Raw genomic sequence first — 17436 nt, forward strand, 5'->3', positions numbered from 1 at the left:
AAAGGCTAAACTGCCTCCCATTCCGAGACCCTCTTCGTCCGAGCTTGCGAGCCGGTTTGAGCTGACATGACGCGCACCCACGAAATCCGCCCCGACCTGGACGAAGGCATCGACCGCAAGGTACTCAGCCAGCTGCGCGCGCGTTTTCTCAAACTCAATGAAGGCCGCCTCGGTCGTGCCCTTGAAGGGCTGTCGACACGCCAGCAAAGCGTACTGACGCTGTTGCCGCTGTTCTTTCATGTTAATCACCCGCTGCTGCCGGGCTACGTGTCGGGCAGCACGCCGGCCGGCCTGTCGAATTACGAGCCCGACGCCAACGTGCTGACCGAAGCACAGCGTCTGACTCGTTCGTTTTCGTACAAACCGCGTCACGGCAGCAATCCGCCGCGACCGATTCACGGCCTGTTCCTGATGGGCAGCCTTGGTACGCTGGCGCAAGCCGATCAGAGTGACATGGACGTGTGGGTCTGCCACGCGCCGGACCTGAGCGAAAGCGAGCTCGCCGAACTGCGCAAAAAATGCCAGTTGCTGGAAGCCTGGGCGGCGAGTCAGGGCGCCGAAGCGCATTTTTTCCTGATCGACCCGGAGCGCTTCGTCAAAGGCGAACGCGACACCCAGCTCAGCTCGGAAAACTGCGGCAGCACTCAGCACTATCTGCTGCTCGACGAGTTTTATCGCACTGCAATCTGGCTGGCAGGGCGCACACCGATCTGGTGGCTGGTGCCGGTTTACGAAGAAACCGCGTACGACCTTTACACCCACACCCTGCTGTCCAAGCGTTTTATCCGCGCCGACGAAACCCTCGACCTTGGTCATCTGGCGCGGATTCCGCCGGGCGAGTTCATCGGCGCCGGATTGTGGCAGTTGTTCAAGGGCATCGAGTCACCCTATAAATCGGTGCTCAAGCTGCTGCTGACCGAGGTCTACGCCAGCGAACACCCGCAGGTGCAGTGCCTGAGCCTGCGCTTCAAAAAAGCCGTGTTCGCCAACCAGCTGGATCTGGATGAACTGGATCCGTACATGGTCGTGTACCGGCGTATCGAGGAATACCTCACCGCGCGCAACGAGCCGGAACGGCTGGAGCTGGTTCGTCGCGCGTTGTACCTGAAGGTCAACCGCAAGCTCACTGGCAACAGCCGCACCCAGAGCTGGCAACGCACGTTGCTGGAACGACTGGCCAGCGAATGGCATTGGGATCAGCGACAACTGACGCTGCTCGACAGCCGCAGCCAGTGGAAAGTCCGCCAGGTCAGCGCCGAGCGTCGCGCACTGGTCAATGAGCTGAACTACAGCTACCGCTTCCTGACCCAGTTCGCCCGCACAGAACAAACCGTCAGCCTGATCAATAAACGCGATCTCAATGTGCTGGGGCGCCGGCTCTACGCAGCCTTCGAACGCAAGGCCGACAAGGTCGAGTTCATCAACCCCGGCATCGCCCCGGATCTGGCCGAAGACACCCTGACCCTGGTGCAGTCGCGCAACAAGAAGGAACCGGGACAAACCCAGTGGGGCTTATATAACGGCAGCCTGACCGCACTGGAGTGGGAACACTTCGCACCGATCAAGCGCAGCCGCGAGTTACTGGAGCTGCTGACCTGGTGCCACCGCAACGGCGTGATCGACAGCAGCACCCGCCTGGCCCTGCATCCCGGCACCAGCGACCTGAGCGAGTTCGAGCTGTTCAACCTGCTCGGCAGCCTGCAACAGTGCATCGCCCTGCCCTTGCCCACCGTCGCGGAAGAACCGTTGCTGCGTGCAGCGGTGCCAAGCGAAGTGCTGATTCTGGTCAACGTCGGCGTCGACCCGCTCAAGCATCACCGCGACCTCAATATCCTGATGACCACCGAGCGTACCGACTCGCTGAGTTACGCCGGGGTGCGCGAAAACCTCGTGCTGACGCTGGATCAGGTCACGCTCAACAGCTGGAACGAAGTACTGGTCAACCGCTTCGACGGCCCGCATGCGCTGCTCGACTGCCTACGCGATTACCTCAACAACCTGCCGCGCGGGCCGTTGCAGCCGTCATTGAAGGTACGCTGCTTCTGCCACAACCGCGCGCAGTTCATTGCCCGTCGCGTTGAAGAAATCATCGACACCGCGCAGAACCTGTTGCTCAGCGAGTTGAACCATCGCTACCTGATTCAGGTGCAGCAGCATTATCACGTGCTGGAATTGGTGCCGGGCCAGGTCAACCATGTGGCGCTTGCCACCCTTCCGGCCCTGCTCGATTACCTTGGCGAAGAACAGCCGCGCTACAGTCCGCTGCACCTGGATCCCATGGCACTGGAAGATCACGACCTTGCACTGATCCTGCCGATGGGCCAGCCGGAGTGCATTCAAGTGTTCTATCGGATCACCGAGCAGCAGGCCGAGCTGTACGTGCTGGATGAGTTCAACGCGCTGTGGCAGCAACATTTGCCCTATCACGACGAGCAGAGTCTGTTGGTGCCGTTGCAGCGCTTCCTGCAATCGATTCTGTTTCGCCGCGAAGCCGTGCTGCCGATGGACGCCGGTCCCGACGGCCGTCTCGACACTTTGTATTACCAGCTATTGCCTTCAGGTCCGGGGCGCGCGCGCCGGGTCGAAGCGCGGCCGGCACCGCAGACGCCAGTGAACAAGCCGTTCTACGACGTGCAAGCGATCGTCGGCAAAGCCGCACCGGGCGAAGTGCAGGTCACCCTGTATTGCAATCAACGGGAATTCAGCGAACTGGAACATGGCGACCAGCTGTTCAGCGTGGTCGCCCGGGAGATCGTCGAGCAGCGCCGCGAGAGCGAACGCTATCGCTGCTACATCACCGACCTCGACCTTTCGGGCCTGCTCGGTGACGGGCAGAGTTCAAGCAATCTGTATCTGCGCTACAAGGCTGATCTGGAGCGCGCCCTGAACGAGGCACTCGAACAGGTCTGAGGCGGGTTACTCGGGAAACGCGCCACCGTTGGCCGGTTGCGATTCGACTTCCAGCAAAGTCAGTTTGAGGGTCTTGCCACCGGGTGCCGGCCAGTCAATGTGCTGACCGACTTTCAGGCCCAGCAACGCGCTGCCGACCGGAGCCAGGATCGAGATCTTGCCTTCATCGGCGTTGGCGTCCTTCGGATAGACCAGCGTCAGGTGGTAATCCTTGCCACTGCCTTCTTCGCGGCAATGCACACGGGAATTCATCGTCACGACATCGGCGGGCACTTCATCGTGACCGACCACGGTGTCGGCGCGATCCAGCTCGGTTTGCAGCGCAATCACGCCCGGCAGCGTGTCATCCAGGCTGTCGATCAGGCGCTCCAGACGTTGCACGTCCAGACGGGTAAGGGTGATGGAAGGTGCGGTCATGATCCGGGCAGACTCCTTTCTTCTGCACACAAAAAAAGCAAAACCCCGCCAAAAAAGACGGGGTTTTCACCAGGCCTCGATGGGTTGAGGCGTGTTCGGACACTATCACAGCTCAAAAAATATACAAGTCACGCCCCGCCGCACTGTTTGCGCTGCGACGCCTGCGCGCAAATCACACGTCGCCGGTCATCGTCTGCCGAGCGCCATTCGCGAATGTCTTCGACATGGCGGAAGCAGCCGAGGCAGACCTTCTGCTCATCCAATCGGCAAACGCCGCTGCACGGCGAAGGCACGGCCGGGCTGATGTTGCTGTACAGCGGCTTCGGTGGACGAACGGGAGCGGTGTCAGTCACGGAATCACAGACCTTCGAAATCGAATTCAGCGCCAGCCTGCTGCTTGACGATGCGCTCTAGCATTTCGCCCAGTTGCTCTTCGCTCTTGTCGCACATCCAGCGCTCGCTTTCTTCGTCGTAATCGAAGTGGAAACCACCGGACACCGCTGCCAGCCACAGCTGACGCAGCGGCTCCTGGCGGCTGAAGATCAGCTGCGAGCCGTTTTCGAACTTGACGGTCAGCACACCGGCCGAACTTTCCAGATCGATGTCCAGGTCGCTCTCGTCAAAGATGTCTTCCAGTTTTTCCTGGGTTTCATCGACCAGATCGTGGAAACGGGCTTCGGACAAACTCATTGCGGCAACCTCAAAAAATGTCTGATCAGGCTCAAGCGCCGAAAGATACGGACGCTGCCGGCCGATTGCAAAGATTAACGACCAAGCACCGGTCAGGGCATCGAACACCCAACCCTGTGGGAGCGAGCCTGCTCGCGAATGGCCGGCACATTCAACATTATTGTTGCCTGACACACCGCCATCGCGAGCAGGCTCGCTCACACAGGGTTACCAGTGCTCACGGGCAAGCCCCGCCGGACGGGAAGGCCATCACATAGGCAAGCCGCCGGGTGGCCGGTATACTCCGGCGCAATTAACGCATTTTCAAGGATTTCGCCATGAAGCGCCTGATCTCTTCCCTTGCTGCGCTCGTCGCGGTTGCCTGCCTCGTTTCGGCCTGTGGTCAAAAAGGCCCGCTGTACCTGCCGGATGACGATCAGGACCCGGCCGAGCAAGCCCAGTCTTCGCAGAAGCAACCGTCCAAAGCACATAAGCACGACGTTTACCAATAAGGGATCGCCATGGACGCTTTTAACTACCGTGGCGGGGAACTGTTCGCGGAAGGTGTGGCGCTGTCCGCCATCGCCGATCGTTTCGGTACGCCTACTTATGTGTACTCGCGCGCGCATATCGAAGCTCAGTATCTGGCTTACGCCGATGCTTTGGCCGGCATGCCGCACCTGGTCTGCTTTGCGGTCAAGGCCAACTCCAACCTCGGCGTACTGAATGTCCTGGCCCGTCTCGGTGCCGGTTTCGACATCGTTTCCCGTGGCGAGCTGGAACGCGTTCTGGCCGCTGGCGGCAGCGCTGACAAGATCGTCTTCTCCGGTGTCGGCAAGACCCGTGACGACATGCGTCGCGCCCTCGAAGTCGGCGTGCACTGCTTCAACGTCGAATCCACCGACGAGCTGGAGCGCCTGCAAGTGGTCGCCGCCGAGCTGGGCGTTCGCGCCCCGGTTTCGCTGCGCGTGAACCCGGACGTCGATGCCGGCACCCACCCGTACATTTCTACCGGTCTCAAAGAGAACAAGTTCGGCATCGCCATCGCCGACGCCGAAGACGTGTACGTGCGCGCCGCGCATCTGCCGAACCTGGAAGTGGTCGGTGTCGACTGCCACATCGGTTCGCAACTGACCACCCTGCCACCGTTCCTTGATGCGCTCGATCGCCTGCTGGATCTGGTCGACCGTCTGGGCGACTGCGGCATTCACCTGCGCCACATCGATCTCGGTGGTGGTTTGGGCGTGCGCTATCGCGATGAAGAGCCGCCATTGGCTGCCGACTACATCAAGGCTGTGCGCGAGCGTTTGAACGGACGTGACCTGGCGCTGGTGTTCGAGCCGGGCCGTTTCATCGTCGCCAATGCCGGCGTGCTGCTGACGCAGGTCGAGTACCTCAAGCACACCGAACATAAAGACTTCGCCATCGTCGACGCGGCGATGAACGACCTGATCCGCCCGGCGCTGTATCAGGCGTGGATGGACGTCACCGCGGTCAAACCGCGTGACACCGCTGCGCGCAAATACGACATCGTCGGCCCGATCTGCGAAACCGGTGACTTCCTCGCCAAGGACCGTGAATTGGCCCTGGCCGAAGGCGATCTGCTGGCCGTGCATTCGGCCGGTGCCTACGGTTTTGTGATGAGTTCCAACTACAACACCCGTGGCCGTGCTGCCGAAGTGTTGGTAGACGGTGCTCAGGTTTTTGAAGTGCGCCGCCGCGAAACCGTGGCCGAGCTGTTTGCCGGCGAAAGCCTGCTGCCGGAGTAACCCATGCTGCTGCGTTTTACTAAAATGCACGGCTTGGGCAATGACTTCATGGTTCTCGACCTGGTCAGCCAGCACGCGCATATTCAGCCAAAGCACGCCAAGCAGTGGGGCGACCGCCACACCGGCATCGGTTTCGACCAGTTGCTGATCGTTGAGGCTCCGAGCAATCCGGACGTGGATTTCCGTTACCGGATCTTCAATTCCGATGGCTCGGAAGTCGAGCAGTGCGGCAACGGTGCGCGCTGCTTTGCACGCTTCGTGCTCGACAAGCGTCTGACCGCCAAACGGCAGATTCGCGTCGAGACCAAGGGCGGCATCATCGAACTGGACGTGCGTAACGACGGCCAGATCGGCGTGAACATGGGCGCCCCGCGTCTGGTGCCAGCGGACATTCCGTTCGAAGCGCCAGCGCAAGCGACCAGCTATCAGCTGGAAGTCGACGGCACCACGGTCGAACTGGCAGCCGTGTCGATGGGCAACCCGCACGCCGTGTTGCGCGTGCAGGACATCAACAGTGCACCGGTGCATGAGCTGGGGCCGAAAATCGAACACCATCCGCGCTTCCCCGCGCGAGTGAATGTCGGTTTTCTCCAGGTCATCGACCGTAACCGTGCGCAGTTGCGCGTGTGGGAACGCGGTGCCGGGGAAACCCAAGCCTGCGGTACCGGCGCCTGTGCAGCGGCTGTCGCTGCGATCAGCCAGGGGTGGATGGATTCGCCGCTATTGATCGACCTGCCCGGCGGGCGCCTGTCCATTGAATGGGCAGGCCCTGGCCAACCGGTGCTGATGACCGGTCCGGCAGTGCGTGTATACGAAGGACAAGTACGTCTTTGAGTGAGCAGAAACCATGACCGATAAGCCTCAGGTACCCGCCCGACAGTCCGACGAATCAGCGTCCGAGAGCCTGGAGGCGGCAGCGGTTGCCGCATACCTCGAGGCTCATCCGGACTTCTTCGTCGAGCACGAAGAACTGCTGCCCGCCCTGCGTATTCCCCACCAGCGTGGCGATACCGTTTCGCTGGTCGAGCGGCAGATGACCCTTCTGCGCGACCGTAACATCGAGATGCGCCATCGCCTCTCGCAGTTGATGGACGTCGCCCGCGACAACGATCGCCTGTTCGACAAGACCCGCCGCCTCATACTGTCCCTGATGGACGCCGCCAGCCTCGAAGACGTGGTGATCAGCGTCGAAGACAGCCTGCGCCAGGATTTTCAGGTGCCCTTTGTCAGCCTGATCCTGCTCGGTGACAACCCGGCGCCGGTCGGTCGCTGGGTCACTCACGCTGACGCCCAAGTCGCCATCGGCGGCTTGCTTACCGAAGGCAAAAGCGTCAGCGGCAGCCTGCGTGAGCATGAACTGGACTTCCTCTTCGGCGAAGAACAACGCAAGCAGATCGGCTCCACTGCCGTCGTCGCGGTCAGCCATCAAGGCATCCACGGCATTCTGGCGATCGCCAGCCGTGACCCGCAGCACTACAAGAGTTCGGTCGGCACGCTGTTCCTCAGCTACATCGCCGAAGTCATGGGCCGTGTGCTGCCACGGGTCAATAGCTCCCTGCGCTCGGTACGCTGAGCATGGAACGGCAACTGGACGCTTACTGCGAACACCTGCGCAGTGAGCGACAGGTGTCGCCGCACACGCTCTCGGCCTATCGCCGCGACCTCGATAAAGTCCTTGGCTGGTGCGTCAAACAGAACATCGGCAGCTGGGCGGCGCTGGACATTCAGCGCCTGCGCAGCCTGATCGCCCGTCTGCATGCGCAGGGGCAATCCTCGCGCAGCCTCGCGCGGCTGCTCTCGGCAGTACGCGGGCTCTATCACTATCTGAATCGCGAAGGTCTTTGCGACCACGACCCGGCGACGGGTCTGGCACCGCCAAAAGGCGAGCGCCGACTGCCGAAAACCCTCGATACTGATCGCGCACTGCAACTGCTTGAAGGGGCGGTCGAGGATGATTTTCTCGCGCGGCGCGATCAGGCGATTCTTGAGTTGTTCTATTCTTCCGGCCTGCGCCTTTCCGAACTGACCGGACTCAATCTCGATCAACTCGACCTCGCCGATGGCATGGTTCAAGTCCTCGGCAAGGGCAGTAAAACCCGGCTGCTGCCGGTGGGCAAAAAGGCCCGCGAAGCCCTCGAACAATGGCTGCCTCTGCGGGCCATGACCAACCCCGCAGACGACGCCGTATTCGTCAGCCAGCAAGGCCGACGCCTCGGTCCACGGGCGATTCAGGTGCGAGTGAAACTCGCCGGCGAACGCGAACTGGGGCAGAACTTGCACCCGCACATGCTGCGCCACTCCTTCGCCAGCCACCTGCTCGAATCCTCGCAGGATCTGCGCGCGGTGCAGGAATTGCTCGGCCACTCGGACATCAAGACCACGCAGATCTACACCCACCTGGACTTCCAGCACCTGGCGGCGGTCTACGACAGCGCCCACCCCCGGGCCAAACGCATGAAAGGCGATGATTCATGAGCATCCAGTTGATCACCTTCGACCTCGACGACACCTTGTGGGACACCGCTCCGGTGATCGTCAGCGCCGAAGCGATATTGCGCGAATGGCTGAGCGAACATGCGCCGAATCTGGGTGCGGTGCCGGTGGAGCATTTGTGGGGGATTCGTGAGCGGGTGCTGGCCAATGAGCCGGGGCTAAAACATCGCATCAGCGCGCTGCGCCGGCGGGTGTTGTTCCATGCACTGGAAGAAGCCGGGTACGCCCATGACGAGGCGTCGACGCTGGCGGACAAGAGTTTTGAAGTGTTTCTGCATGCTCGGCATCAGATCGAAGTGTTCCCTGAAGTCGAACCAGTACTGGAGATTCTCGCCAATCATTACTCGCTTGGCGTAGTCACCAATGGCAATGCCGATGTGCGTCGGCTGGGTTTGGCGGACTACTTCAAGTTTGCGTTGTGCGCGGAAGACATCGGCATTGCCAAACCGGATGCCCGGTTGTTTCATGAGGCGTTGCAGCGTGGTGGTGCTACAGCCGAAACTGCCGTGCATATTGGTGATCATCCGGGCGATGATATTGCCGGCGCGCAGCAGGCCGGGTTGCGGGCGATCTGGTTCAACCCGGCGGGGAAAGTCTGGGAAGCGGATCGTCTGCCGGATGCTGAAATCCGTAGCCTCACGGATCTGCCAGCCGTACTCGCGCGCTGGAATGCCACCTCAAACTGATCTACTACCCCCTGTGGGAGCGAGCCTGCTCGCGAAGGCATTCTGTCATTCAATACTGATGTTGACTGACCCACCGCTTTCGCGAGCAGGCTCGCTCCCACAGGGAATTGCATTCGTTTCGATAGCTTTATTCCAGGCATGAAAAAGCCCGCAGCGACGGCGGGCCTTTTCAGCAAGCCAGCGGCACGCCTCAGATAGGGCGGCTGCCGTACTTGTTGTCCGGCTTTTTCGGAGGATCGGCGACCACGTTGGCCTCCACTTCCTGAACCTTGCCGCCACGCGACAGGAACTCTTCCATGGCCTTGGCCAGGGCGTCGCGTTCCTTGTTCTTGGCTTCAATGCTCGGCAATTCGTCAACCGACACCGCAGCCTTGGCTTTGCCTTTGGCAGCCGGGGCCGGCGTATCGTCACCGCCATCGTCGTCAGCAACGTCTTCCGCTGCTGCTTCCAGGCCTTCTTCGGCCTCGTCTTCGTCGCCTACTTCGAGGTCGTCGTTTTCCAGATCATCGTCGCTCATGTTCTACCTCATGACTTGCGAAAAGCAGATTAGTTATAGACCAGCTTTGGCAACTGTCGAAAGTCGCCGTTAAAAAATCAGTAACCATTGATGACCAACGGTTTACGCCCCTTCACCGTGCAAGGTGGCGAGGACTTTTCGGGCACCGCCATGATCACGGTGCTCGCCCAGATAAACGCCTTGCCAGGTTCCCAGTGCCAGGCGACCTGCCGAAACCGGCAGACTGATCTGGCAGCCAAGCACACTGGCCTTGAAGTGCGCCGGGAGGTCGTCCAGGCCTTCGTCGTTATGCTCATAGCCGTCTGTTCCTTGTGGGATCAGACGATTGAAAAATCGTTCGAAGTCGCGACGTACCGCCGGATCGGCGTTCTCGTTGATGGTCAACGACGCCGAGGTATGCTGCAGCCACAAATGCAACAGACCGACCCGACACTGCCTGAGTTCAGGCAGCCCGGCGAGTAACTCGTCCGTTACCAGATGAAAGCCCCGGGGCCGCGCCCGCAGGGTTATCAGAGTCTGTTGCCACATACAGTTCTCCGCACGTTCGGGGCGCATTCTAGCGCGCTCTGGGAAAAAACAAAGGCCCTAATATTCCTGCAATGATGTAAGCCATTGGCCGCAGAAAAACGCTCGTCGTAAACACGACCAAAGCCGTACGAAAAATCCTTTCAGCTATTCTCTCTGCGACAAATTCCAGACAAAAAAATGCCCGGCGAACCGGGCAAGTTTTTTAGTGCGCGTACTTACAGGTTGTAGCCGCGTTCGTTGTGTTGTGCCAGATCGAGGCCCACCGACTCTTCTTCCTCGGTCACACGCAGACCCATGACGGCGTCCAGGACCTTGAGGATGATGAAGGTGACGATCGCGGTGTAGATCACCGTGAAGCCCACGCCTTTGACCTGAATCCAGACTTGCGCACCGATATCGGTAACGGTGCCGAAGCCACCCAGCGCCGGCGCAGCGAACACACCGGTGAGGATCGCGCCGAGGATACCGCCGATACCGTGCACGCCGAACGCGTCCAGGGAATCGTCATAACCGAGTTTGCGTTTCAGGGTTGTGGCGCAGAAGAAGCACACCACGCCTGCGGCCAGACCAATCACCAGTGCGCCCATCGGGCCCACGGTGCCAGCAGCCGGAGTAATCGCTACCAGACCGGCAACCACACCCGATGCGATACCCAGTGCGCTTGGCTTGCCGTGGGTGACCCACTCGGCAAACATCCAGCCCAGTGCCGCAGCAGCGGTAGCAATCTGAGTGACCAACATCGCCATGCCGGCAGTGCCGTTGGCCGCCGCAGCGGAGCCGGCGTTGAAGCCGAACCAGCCGACCCACAGCATCGCCGCGCCCATCAGGGTGTAACCGAGGTTGTGCGGCGCCATCGGGGTGGTCGGGAAGCCTTTGCGCTTGCCCAATACCAGGCAGGCAATCAGACCAGCCACACCGGCGTTGATGTGCACCACGGTGCCGCCGGCGAAGTCGAGCACGCCCCAGTCCCACATCAGGCCGCCGTTGCCGGACCAGACCATGTGCGCGATCGGTGCATAAACCAGGGTGAACCAGATAGCCATGAAGATCAGCATCGCGGAGAACTTCATCCGCTCAGCGAACGCACCGACGATCAGCGCCGGGGTGATGATCGCGAAGGTCATCTGGAAGGTGATGAACACCGCCTCAGGGAACAAAGCCGCTGGGCCGGTCAGGCTCGAAGGCGTGACACCGGCGAGGAACGCCTTGCCCATGCCGCCGAAGAACGAGTTGAAGTTGACGACGCCCTGCTCCATGCCGGTGGTGTCGAACGCAATGCTGTAGCCATAAATGACCCACAGGATGCTGATCAGACCGGTAATGGCGAAGCACTGCATCATCACGGAAAGAATGTTTTTCGAGCGAACCATGCCGCCGTAGAACAGCGCCAGGCCCGGGATGGTCATGAACAGCACGAGGGCTGTCGAGGTGAGCATCCAGGCAGTGTCGCCGGAATTGAGGACCGGGGCCGCCACTTCGTCTGCCGCCATTGCAAGGCTTGGCATTACGATGGACAACAGGGCTCCTAGCCCTGCGAATTTACGCAGAGTCATATTGTTTTCTCCTGGGGCGTTGGGGTTTGTGGCGGCGCTTAGATCGCGTCGGTATCGGTTTCGCCGGTACGGATGCGGATCGCCTGTTCCAGATTGACCACGAAGATCTTGCCGTCACCGATCTTGCCGGTGTTGGCCGCTTTGGTTATCGCCTCGATAACCCGATCCAGATCCTTGTCGTCGATGGCCACGTCGATTTTCACCTTGGGCAGAAAATCGACCACATATTCCGCGCCGCGATACAGCTCGGTGTGACCCTTCTGCCGGCCGAAGCCTTTGACTTCAGTAACGGTAATGCCCTGCACGCCGATTTCGGACAGCGACTCGCGCACGTCGTCCAACTTGAACGGCTTGATGATGGCAGTGACTAGCTTCATGAAACTCTCTCCCGAATTGGTGGACTTGCCCCAGGAAAACAAACCCGACTCAAGTCTAAGCGCAGTGCCTGGCTTTGTAACGCATCGTCGGCCTTACCTGCCCGACTGACGCCAGCTAACCGCTGCTGACGAAACTCCCCGCTCCGTCTGCCGCACTGCATTCGTCACAGCGACTGCATCAGTGCATGGGTCGAAGGTGACTAAGCAGAAAGCTTGCCATCTCGCCAAAATCCCCTGATTTCAATCCCTTGGCCGCTGCCGCAAGCCATCCCGTGCAGAAGGCACAGCGGATACGCACAACAACGGTGCGTCGCCGTCCGTCCGCCTGCGCGAAAAGCGTGCATCCCTGACCACGAGATTGACTATAGACACTGCGTGATACACTGCCGGCCATTGTTTCCAGGACATCCACCATGCTCGCGCCCAAAGACTTCCTCGACGCCCTGAGCGGCACCGCCTCCCGCCTGTTCAACGGCGACACCCCGCTGCCAAAAGCCGAAATCGAAAGCCAGTTCAAGATGCTGCTGCAGAGTGCGTTCAGCAAACTCGACCTGGTGAGCCGTGAAGAATTTGATAGTCAGATGGTTGTGTTGGCGCGTACTCGCGCTCGACTTGAAAGCCTCGAAGCCAAAGTTGCCGAGATGGAAGCGAAGCTGACGCCGTCCGCTGAATAATCCGCGCCCCCTGTAGGAGCTGCCGAAGGCTGCGATCTTTTGATCTCCAGCCCTTCAACCATCCCGGCAACGTCCTACAACCTGCACCACCGCCGTCCGATTGCGCCGAAAAGCCCAGGTTTCTAAGCTCATCCGATGCTGAATGTTCAGCAGCGGGTTTGGCGACCCGGATCGAATTTGACGCAATGCAACTAAACTCACAGAGATTTTTTCTCTCAACGAGTTATGGCGGCTTTGCGTGGGAGACCTCAGGGTCTGCCGGTTTCGAATTCACCGGTTCGCCAACCCGCGCATAGCTGCCACCCTTTTCGTTTGGCGACGAACAGAAGCAGTTTTCTTCACTTGAATTCGAGAACTGAACCATGGACGAAAACTACCTGACACCTAGCATCTTCACCCGCCACAAACTCCCCCTCCACGCTCTCCTCATCCAGAACCAACCCTGGTTCTGCGCCCGAGACCTGAGCCGCCTGCTGCACATCTACCTCAACGAACGCATGCTGCGAAAACTCGACCCCGACCAATACCAGACCAGCAAAACCCTGATCCACAATCAAATCGAAAACACCCTGCTGATCAGCGAATCCGGCATCTACGCCCTCCTCGTCTACCACTACTGCCCCGAATACCGGCCCTGCGCGAATGGCTCACCCACCAAGTCATCCCCACCCTGCGCGACGCCCAACACCCCAGCACAAGCGAACGTCCACACCTCAGCTTGCTCAGTTGGCCGGACATGACGTTGAGTTTGTTGCATTGGAATAATCAGCCGTGGATACGGTTGCAGGATGTGCCGTTGATGGTGGTGGAACGAGAGCAGGTAAAACGTCCGATAGGAACAGCAGGTTCTTGGTGGAAAAAGGCATTGCAGTTGATATGAATACCCAACCTAAACGCCAAAAGCACAAGGTCCGTATGAGTCTAAAAAAGCGAAAAGCAAAGCTGCTTAAAATTTTTGAACTGCGCGCAGAAACGCTTAGTTTGAGCGTGCGCCCTTCAGCCAATCAACTGAGGTTTATTGAAGTTGCCGTGACGTGTGGGCCAGAGCTTGAGCCAAGTGGCCTGCTGGCTGGAAGAAGACAGTGAATTTGACTAGATAGCAAAAAAAGGCGTCCAAAGGACGCCTTACAAATGTTCTCTGAGAAATAGTTACCGCAACTCTTGAGCTCCCAACCGTCCGACCTTGAATTCGGATTCAAGCGCAATGTGCCAGCCGTTCAACTTGATCACGGATGGAAGCTCCTTTCTCAATTTCAGCTTTTCGCAAATCGTAAGTCGATTGCAGGTTCAGCCAAAATTCAGGGGTGGTGTCCAGGCAGATAGAAAGCCTTAACGCCATATCAGCGCTGACACCTCGCCGCCGTAGAACAATATCGTTCACCGTCGGAGTCGACACATTTAGTGCTCTCGCCAACGCAGCTGCTGTAAGGCTCAAAGGCTCCAGGTATTCCTCTTTGAGGATCTCACCGGGATGAACCGGACGCATACCATTCTTAGTCATAGTCACCTCAGTGATAATCGACGATTTCCACACCCTCAGGGCCATTAAGCCCCCAAACGAAGCAAATTCGCCATTGGGCGTTGATCCGAATGCTGAATTGCCCTTTTCGATCTCCTTCCAGAGCTTCGAGCCGATTTCCCGGAGGAGACCGGAGATCAGCTAATGCCGCTGCCGCATCAAGCATCGTCAGCTTGCGTTCCGCGACACTCAATATGGCTGACCAGAAACGGGTTTTACCGCTGCGGAACAGGTATTCGGTTTCAGAACATCCGAAGCTAACGATCATAATTTAAAGCTTAACGTTATGCATTAATCTTGAGTGTATTCGCGGAAATCATCAAAGCAAACAGTCCATCTTGTGATTTGGGTGTTCTTTCAAGACTCTCAGAAATGGACTACTCACGCGGCTCGGTCCTCACCGAATCCGTTGCTTTTTCCTACACAAACAACTCGCATGTCCGCTTGCAGTACTGGATAGATTCCTTGCGACTTGTTCCAGCAACATCCTGAGAAATTTTCGCGCTCCGCTCGATCCGCTTAAGCGTCTTCTCCCAACTACCCTTAAAAAACCCGCAGGAAGCGGCTCCCCGATTCAGCTCAAGGAACGACCATGTCCCTCTCCATCGTCCACAGTCGCGCCCAGATTGGCGTGGAAGCCCCCGCTGTCACCGTCGAAGTCCATCTGGCCAACGGCCTGCCGTCGCTGACCATGGTCGGTCTGCCCGAGGCGGCGGTGAAAGAGAGCAAGGATCGGGTGCGCAGCGCGATCATCAATTCCGGGCTGCAGTTTCCGGCGCGGCGGATCACCTTGAATCTGGCGCCGGCGGATCTGCCCAAGGATGGCGGGCGGTTTGACCTGGCGATTGCCTTGGGAATTCTATCGGCGAGTGTGCAGGTGCCGTGTCTGACGCTGGATGATGTGGAATGTCTGGGTGAGTTGGCGTTGTCCGGCGCGGTACGAGCGGTGCGTGGGGTGTTGCCGGCCGCACTGGCGGCGCGCAAGGCGGGTCGTGCGCTGGTGGTGCCGCGAGCGAATGCTGAGGAAGCCTGCCTGGCATCGGGGTTGAAAGTGTTTGCGGTGGATCATCTGCTGGAGGCGGTGGCGCATTTCAATGGGCATACGCCGGTTGAGCCCTATGTATCAGACGGGTTGATGCATGCCAGCAAGCCTTATCCCGACTTGAATGAAGTGCAGGGGCAAGTGGCGGCGAAACGGGCGTTGCTGATTGCTGCTGCGGGTGCCCATAACCTGCTGTTCAGTGGGCCGCCGGGAACGGGTAAGACATTGCTGGCCAGCCGATTACCGGGACTGTTGCCGCCGCTGGCCGAGAGTGAAGCGCTGGAGGTTGCGGCGATTCAATCTGTCGCCAGCGGCGTGCCGTTGACCCATTGGCCACAGCGGCCGTTTCGCCAGCCGCACCATTCCGCATCCGGCCCGGCACTGGTCGGGGGCAGCTCAAAACCGCAACCCGGCGAGATCACCCTCGCCCACCACGGCGTGCTGTTTCTCGATGAGCTGCCGGAGTTTGATCGCAAGGTGCTGGAGGTGCTGCGCGAGCCGCTGGAGTCCGGGCATATCGTGATTGCCCGGGCCAAGGATCGCGTGCGTTTCCCGGCGCGATTTCAGTTGGTGGCGGCGATGAACCCGTGTCCCTGTGGATATCTTGGCGAGCCGAGTGGCAAGTGTTCCTGCACGCCGGACATGGTGCAGCGCTATCGCAACAAACTGTCGGGGCCGTTGCTGGACCGGATCGACTTGCACCTGACAGTGGCGCGGGAAGCGACGGCATTGAACCCGCAGGTGAAGCCGGGAGAGGACAGCGCCAGCGCTGCGGCGTTGGTAGCCGAGGCTCGCGAACGACAGCAGAAGCGTCAGGGCTGTGCCAATGCGTTTCTCGATCTGCCGGGATTGAAGCGGCACTGCAAGTTATCCACAGCCGATGAGAAATGGCTGGAATCAGCCTGTGAACGGCTGACGCTTTCGCTGCGCTCGGCCCATCGCCTGCTCAAGGTCGCCCGCACTCTGGCAGACCTCGAGCAAGTCGATGCAATCAAACGTGAACACTTGGCCGAGGCACTGCAATACCGGCCGGCGACACCTTAATGCTCGGTCAGATCAACCAGCGGCGTCTGCCGCACTTCGGTTTCGCGCCCGGCCTGAATCTCAGTCACGCGCTTCAAGGCGTTATCCACAGCACCTTTGTCCGCGAGCAGGCTGTAGCTGATCTGGAACTGTTTGTGTTCCTTGGGTGCAATGGTCGGCACCAGATTCAGCGGACGCTGATAGCGACGGTTGTAGGAAAAACTGGTGCCCGGCTCCAGCCCGGTGACATAGCCCTGGCCTTGAGTGTCGGTATTTTTCCACAGGGAGAACACCGGCAACTGCTGGGTATTGAAGCCAACAGAAACACCGAGGCTGCCAGCCTTGTTGTGCAAAACAGTGAGGGTTTCGCCTTTGGCGTCAGCATAGGGCACGACGTTGTAGACGGTTTCGTCATAGTCCTTGGTCGGCGCGCGATAGGTCTGCCAGTCGGCCAGATCACCCTTGGCCTTGTCGTTGAACGGCGACACCTGTTTTACCGGCGCAGCAAATCGTGCGCCTTGCTCGAGGAACGGCGTACTGAAGTTGCTGTGATACAGCGCCTGGTATTCCTTCGGATAGTCGCCGTTGTTGGTCAGCGTATCGTTGAGTGCAAAGCGCACGCTGCCAGGCTCGGTGACCAGTTCAGTAACGACCGAGAAGTCGACTTTCTTGAAGGCTTGCTCTTGCAGCTCACCACGCAGACTGATGGCGTAGGGCGGCTTTTCATCGATGTGCAGCGTGACGGTGCTGGCCGGAATGTTGGCGGCGCGGCCATGCAAGGTCAGCAGTTCGCCATTGTCGATGCCGGGATGGCCGACCCATTCGTAACCGCAGCGGGCGACCAGTTCATTGAAGCCCTCCAGCCAACCCAGCCCACCACGCCCGTTGAGCTCGATAAAGGCCGGGTTGACCACGTCCTTGACCGGCGAATCCCAACCCATCCGCACGTCGCCGACAGAAGCCTGCAAGACGTTCATGCCTCGGGTGGGCACCACCGAGAGTTTCATTGTGCCGTTATCGATATCAACGATGCTGACACCTTCCTGCCGCCCACCGTGCAAGGTACGCAGGCTCACGGAGAAGGGTTTGGCGGTTTTCACGCCGAGCTGCTCACTGGTGATGGTCCAGTTTTGCGCGGGCTTGTTGGTATCGAGAAGGACGTAATCCCAGGCCATGGCGTGGGAAGCAGCGGAGAATGCGCCGAGGGCGACGGCGAGTTTGAGCGGGGTCATGGCAGCAGCCTTTATTGGAGTTGTGTC

Annotated in this window: 20 protein-coding genes and 1 pseudogene; 11 read left to right on the forward strand and 10 right to left on the reverse strand. The window is 59.5% G+C overall.

The features are described from left to right. The first annotated feature begins 66 nt into the window (after window positions 1-66). Window positions 67-2910 carry a class I adenylate cyclase gene (locus ACOYXH_RS24425; protein WP_460066427.1) on the forward strand — a complete coding sequence of 948 codons (2844 nt, stop codon included), beginning with the start codon at window positions 67-69 and terminating at the stop codon, window positions 2908-2910. A 6-nt stretch (window positions 2911-2916) separates the two neighbouring features. On the opposite strand, the gene rnk is transcribed toward ACOYXH_RS24425, so the two are convergent. From rnk to cyaY, 3 genes are all read right to left on the reverse strand, one after another. After that, the gene (gene rnk, locus ACOYXH_RS24430) at window positions 2917-3327 is read right to left on the reverse strand and encodes a nucleoside diphosphate kinase regulator (protein WP_007911103.1); all 411 of its coding nucleotides are present in this window, start codon (window positions 3325-3327) and stop codon (window positions 2917-2919) included. Between the two features lie 128 nt (window positions 3328-3455). After that, complete coding sequence (locus ACOYXH_RS24435; RefSeq protein ID WP_093429716.1) at window positions 3456-3680, reverse strand: DUF1289 domain-containing protein; 225 nt, start codon at window positions 3678-3680, stop codon at window positions 3456-3458. A 4-nt stretch (window positions 3681-3684) separates the two neighbouring features. Continuing rightward, window positions 3685-4017 carry an iron donor protein CyaY gene (cyaY, locus tag ACOYXH_RS24440; RefSeq protein ID WP_077575013.1) on the reverse strand — a complete coding sequence of 111 codons (333 nt, stop codon included), beginning with the start codon at window positions 4015-4017 and terminating at the stop codon, window positions 3685-3687. 317 nt (window positions 4018-4334) lie between these two features. Between cyaY and lptM the strand changes: the two genes are divergently transcribed. From lptM to ACOYXH_RS24470, 6 genes are read left to right on the forward strand one after another with little or no spacing between them, the layout of a single operon-like run. After that, a complete protein-coding gene (gene lptM / locus ACOYXH_RS24445; protein ID WP_007911098.1) occupies window positions 4335-4508 on the forward strand; it encodes an LPS translocon maturation chaperone LptM in 174 nt (57 codons plus the stop codon). Window positions 4509-4517: 9 nt separating this feature from the next. Beyond that, window positions 4518-5765: a diaminopimelate decarboxylase gene (gene lysA / locus ACOYXH_RS24450; RefSeq protein ID WP_095049352.1), complete on the forward strand. Its 1248-nt coding sequence runs from the start codon at window positions 4518-4520 to the stop codon at window positions 5763-5765. 3 nt (window positions 5766-5768) lie between these two features. Next, window positions 5769-6599, forward strand: coding sequence for a diaminopimelate epimerase (dapF, locus tag ACOYXH_RS24455; protein WP_007911094.1), 831 nt, complete (start codon window positions 5769-5771; stop codon window positions 6597-6599). Window positions 6600-6612: 13 nt separating this feature from the next. After that, window positions 6613-7338 carry a DUF484 family protein gene (locus tag ACOYXH_RS24460; RefSeq protein ID WP_220557159.1) on the forward strand — a complete coding sequence of 242 codons (726 nt, stop codon included), beginning with the start codon at window positions 6613-6615 and terminating at the stop codon, window positions 7336-7338. A 2-nt stretch (window positions 7339-7340) separates the two neighbouring features. Continuing rightward, window positions 7341-8240: a tyrosine recombinase XerC gene (gene xerC, locus ACOYXH_RS24465; RefSeq protein WP_007950060.1), complete on the forward strand. Its 900-nt coding sequence runs from the start codon at window positions 7341-7343 to the stop codon at window positions 8238-8240. After that, window positions 8237-8944, forward strand: a complete 708-nt coding sequence (locus ACOYXH_RS24470; RefSeq protein ID WP_220557160.1) for an HAD family hydrolase — start codon at window positions 8237-8239, stop codon at window positions 8942-8944. The genes xerC and ACOYXH_RS24470 overlap by 4 nt, the downstream gene beginning before the upstream one ends. Before the next feature lie 190 nt (window positions 8945-9134). Here the strand turns inward: ACOYXH_RS24470 and sutA are convergent, their stop codons facing one another. The 4 genes from sutA to glnK all read right to left on the reverse strand — a co-directional run bounded on the left by sutA (window position 9135) and on the right by glnK (window position 11919). After that, window positions 9135-9461 (reverse strand): transcriptional regulator SutA, encoded by a 327-nt coding sequence (gene sutA / locus ACOYXH_RS24475; RefSeq protein ID WP_007920420.1) that lies wholly within the window; start codon window positions 9459-9461, stop codon window positions 9135-9137. Window positions 9462-9563: 102 nt separating this feature from the next. Next, entirely contained in the window at window positions 9564-9989 is a 426-nt protein-coding gene (locus tag ACOYXH_RS24480) for a secondary thiamine-phosphate synthase enzyme YjbQ (protein ID WP_095049349.1), read from the reverse strand. Between the two features lie 215 nt (window positions 9990-10204). Continuing rightward, window positions 10205-11542 carry an ammonium transporter gene (locus tag ACOYXH_RS24485; protein ID WP_038359173.1) on the reverse strand — a complete coding sequence of 446 codons (1338 nt, stop codon included), beginning with the start codon at window positions 11540-11542 and terminating at the stop codon, window positions 10205-10207. A 38-nt stretch (window positions 11543-11580) separates the two neighbouring features. Continuing rightward, window positions 11581-11919 carry a P-II family nitrogen regulator gene (gene glnK, locus ACOYXH_RS24490; RefSeq protein WP_002555808.1) on the reverse strand — a complete coding sequence of 113 codons (339 nt, stop codon included), beginning with the start codon at window positions 11917-11919 and terminating at the stop codon, window positions 11581-11583. A 413-nt stretch (window positions 11920-12332) separates the two neighbouring features. Between glnK and ACOYXH_RS24495 the strand changes: the two genes are divergently transcribed. From ACOYXH_RS24495 to ACOYXH_RS24505, 3 genes and pseudogenes are all read left to right on the forward strand, one after another. Continuing rightward, window positions 12333-12593 (forward strand): accessory factor UbiK family protein, encoded by a 261-nt coding sequence (locus ACOYXH_RS24495; protein ID WP_095049348.1) that lies wholly within the window; start codon window positions 12333-12335, stop codon window positions 12591-12593. A gap of 362 nt (window positions 12594-12955) precedes the next feature. Next, window positions 12956-13473: pseudogene (locus ACOYXH_RS24500) on the forward strand (BRO-N domain-containing protein). Then, window positions 13365-13679, forward strand: coding sequence for a hypothetical protein (locus tag ACOYXH_RS24505; protein WP_460411551.1), 315 nt, complete (start codon window positions 13365-13367; stop codon window positions 13677-13679). Before ACOYXH_RS24500 ends, ACOYXH_RS24505 begins: the two are co-directional and overlap by 109 nt. Before the next feature lie 109 nt (window positions 13680-13788). Here ACOYXH_RS24505 and ACOYXH_RS24510 read toward each other — a convergent pair whose 3' ends face one another. Continuing rightward, a complete protein-coding gene (locus tag ACOYXH_RS24510; protein ID WP_150706289.1) occupies window positions 13789-14094 on the reverse strand; it encodes a HigA family addiction module antitoxin in 306 nt (101 codons plus the stop codon). 7 nt (window positions 14095-14101) lie between these two features. Further along, complete coding sequence (locus tag ACOYXH_RS24515; RefSeq protein WP_095049344.1) at window positions 14102-14380, reverse strand: type II toxin-antitoxin system RelE/ParE family toxin; 279 nt, start codon at window positions 14378-14380, stop codon at window positions 14102-14104. A gap of 324 nt (window positions 14381-14704) precedes the next feature. Between ACOYXH_RS24515 and ACOYXH_RS24520 the strand changes: the two genes are divergently transcribed. After that, window positions 14705-16198, forward strand: coding sequence for a YifB family Mg chelatase-like AAA ATPase (locus ACOYXH_RS24520; RefSeq protein ID WP_220557162.1), 1494 nt, complete (start codon window positions 14705-14707; stop codon window positions 16196-16198). On the opposite strand, the gene ACOYXH_RS24525 is transcribed toward ACOYXH_RS24520, so the two are convergent. Then, window positions 16195-17409, reverse strand: coding sequence for an aldose 1-epimerase family protein (locus ACOYXH_RS24525; RefSeq protein WP_095125012.1), 1215 nt, complete (start codon window positions 17407-17409; stop codon window positions 16195-16197). The genes ACOYXH_RS24520 and ACOYXH_RS24525 overlap by 4 nt on opposite strands. Between the last annotated feature and the right edge of the window lie 27 nt (window positions 17410-17436).

It is taken from the genome of Pseudomonas sp. Mb7, from assembly GCF_054790525.1.

What these genes read in the sequence shown, in the direction of transcription:
- ACOYXH_RS24470 (WP_220557160.1), top strand. Translation starts at nt 8,237, where the DNA reads ATGAGCATCCAGTTGATCACCTTCGACCTCGACGACACCTTGTGGGAC.
- ACOYXH_RS24485 (WP_038359173.1), bottom strand. Translation starts at nt 11,542, where the DNA reads ATGACTCTGCGTAAATTCGCAGGGCTAGGAGCCCTGTTGTCCATCGTA.
- ACOYXH_RS24515 (WP_095049344.1), bottom strand. Translation starts at nt 14,380, where the DNA reads ATGATCGTTAGCTTCGGATGTTCTGAAACCGAATACCTGTTCCGCAGC.
- lptM (WP_007911098.1), top strand. Translation starts at nt 4,335, where the DNA reads ATGAAGCGCCTGATCTCTTCCCTTGCTGCGCTCGTCGCGGTTGCCTGC.
- glnK (WP_002555808.1), bottom strand. Translation starts at nt 11,919, where the DNA reads ATGAAGCTAGTCACTGCCATCATCAAGCCGTTCAAGTTGGACGACGTG.
- rnk (WP_007911103.1), bottom strand. Translation starts at nt 3,327, where the DNA reads ATGACCGCACCTTCCATCACCCTTACCCGTCTGGACGTGCAACGTCTG.
- ACOYXH_RS24520 (WP_220557162.1), top strand. Translation starts at nt 14,705, where the DNA reads ATGTCCCTCTCCATCGTCCACAGTCGCGCCCAGATTGGCGTGGAAGCC.
- ACOYXH_RS24480 (WP_095049349.1), bottom strand. Translation starts at nt 9,989, where the DNA reads ATGTGGCAACAGACTCTGATAACCCTGCGGGCGCGGCCCCGGGGCTTT.
- ACOYXH_RS24525 (WP_095125012.1), bottom strand. Translation starts at nt 17,409, where the DNA reads ATGACCCCGCTCAAACTCGCCGTCGCCCTCGGCGCATTCTCCGCTGCT.
- xerC (WP_007950060.1), top strand. Translation starts at nt 7,341, where the DNA reads ATGGAACGGCAACTGGACGCTTACTGCGAACACCTGCGCAGTGAGCGA.
- dapF (WP_007911094.1), top strand. Translation starts at nt 5,769, where the DNA reads ATGCTGCTGCGTTTTACTAAAATGCACGGCTTGGGCAATGACTTCATG.
- ACOYXH_RS24495 (WP_095049348.1), top strand. Translation starts at nt 12,333, where the DNA reads ATGCTCGCGCCCAAAGACTTCCTCGACGCCCTGAGCGGCACCGCCTCC.
- lysA (WP_095049352.1), top strand. Translation starts at nt 4,518, where the DNA reads ATGGACGCTTTTAACTACCGTGGCGGGGAACTGTTCGCGGAAGGTGTG.
- ACOYXH_RS24460 (WP_220557159.1), top strand. Translation starts at nt 6,613, where the DNA reads ATGACCGATAAGCCTCAGGTACCCGCCCGACAGTCCGACGAATCAGCG.
- cyaY (WP_077575013.1), bottom strand. Translation starts at nt 4,017, where the DNA reads ATGAGTTTGTCCGAAGCCCGTTTCCACGATCTGGTCGATGAAACCCAG.
- ACOYXH_RS24425 (WP_460066427.1), top strand. Translation starts at nt 67, where the DNA reads ATGACGCGCACCCACGAAATCCGCCCCGACCTGGACGAAGGCATCGAC.
- ACOYXH_RS24510 (WP_150706289.1), bottom strand. Translation starts at nt 14,094, where the DNA reads ATGACTAAGAATGGTATGCGTCCGGTTCATCCCGGTGAGATCCTCAAA.
- sutA (WP_007920420.1), bottom strand. Translation starts at nt 9,461, where the DNA reads ATGAGCGACGATGATCTGGAAAACGACGACCTCGAAGTAGGCGACGAA.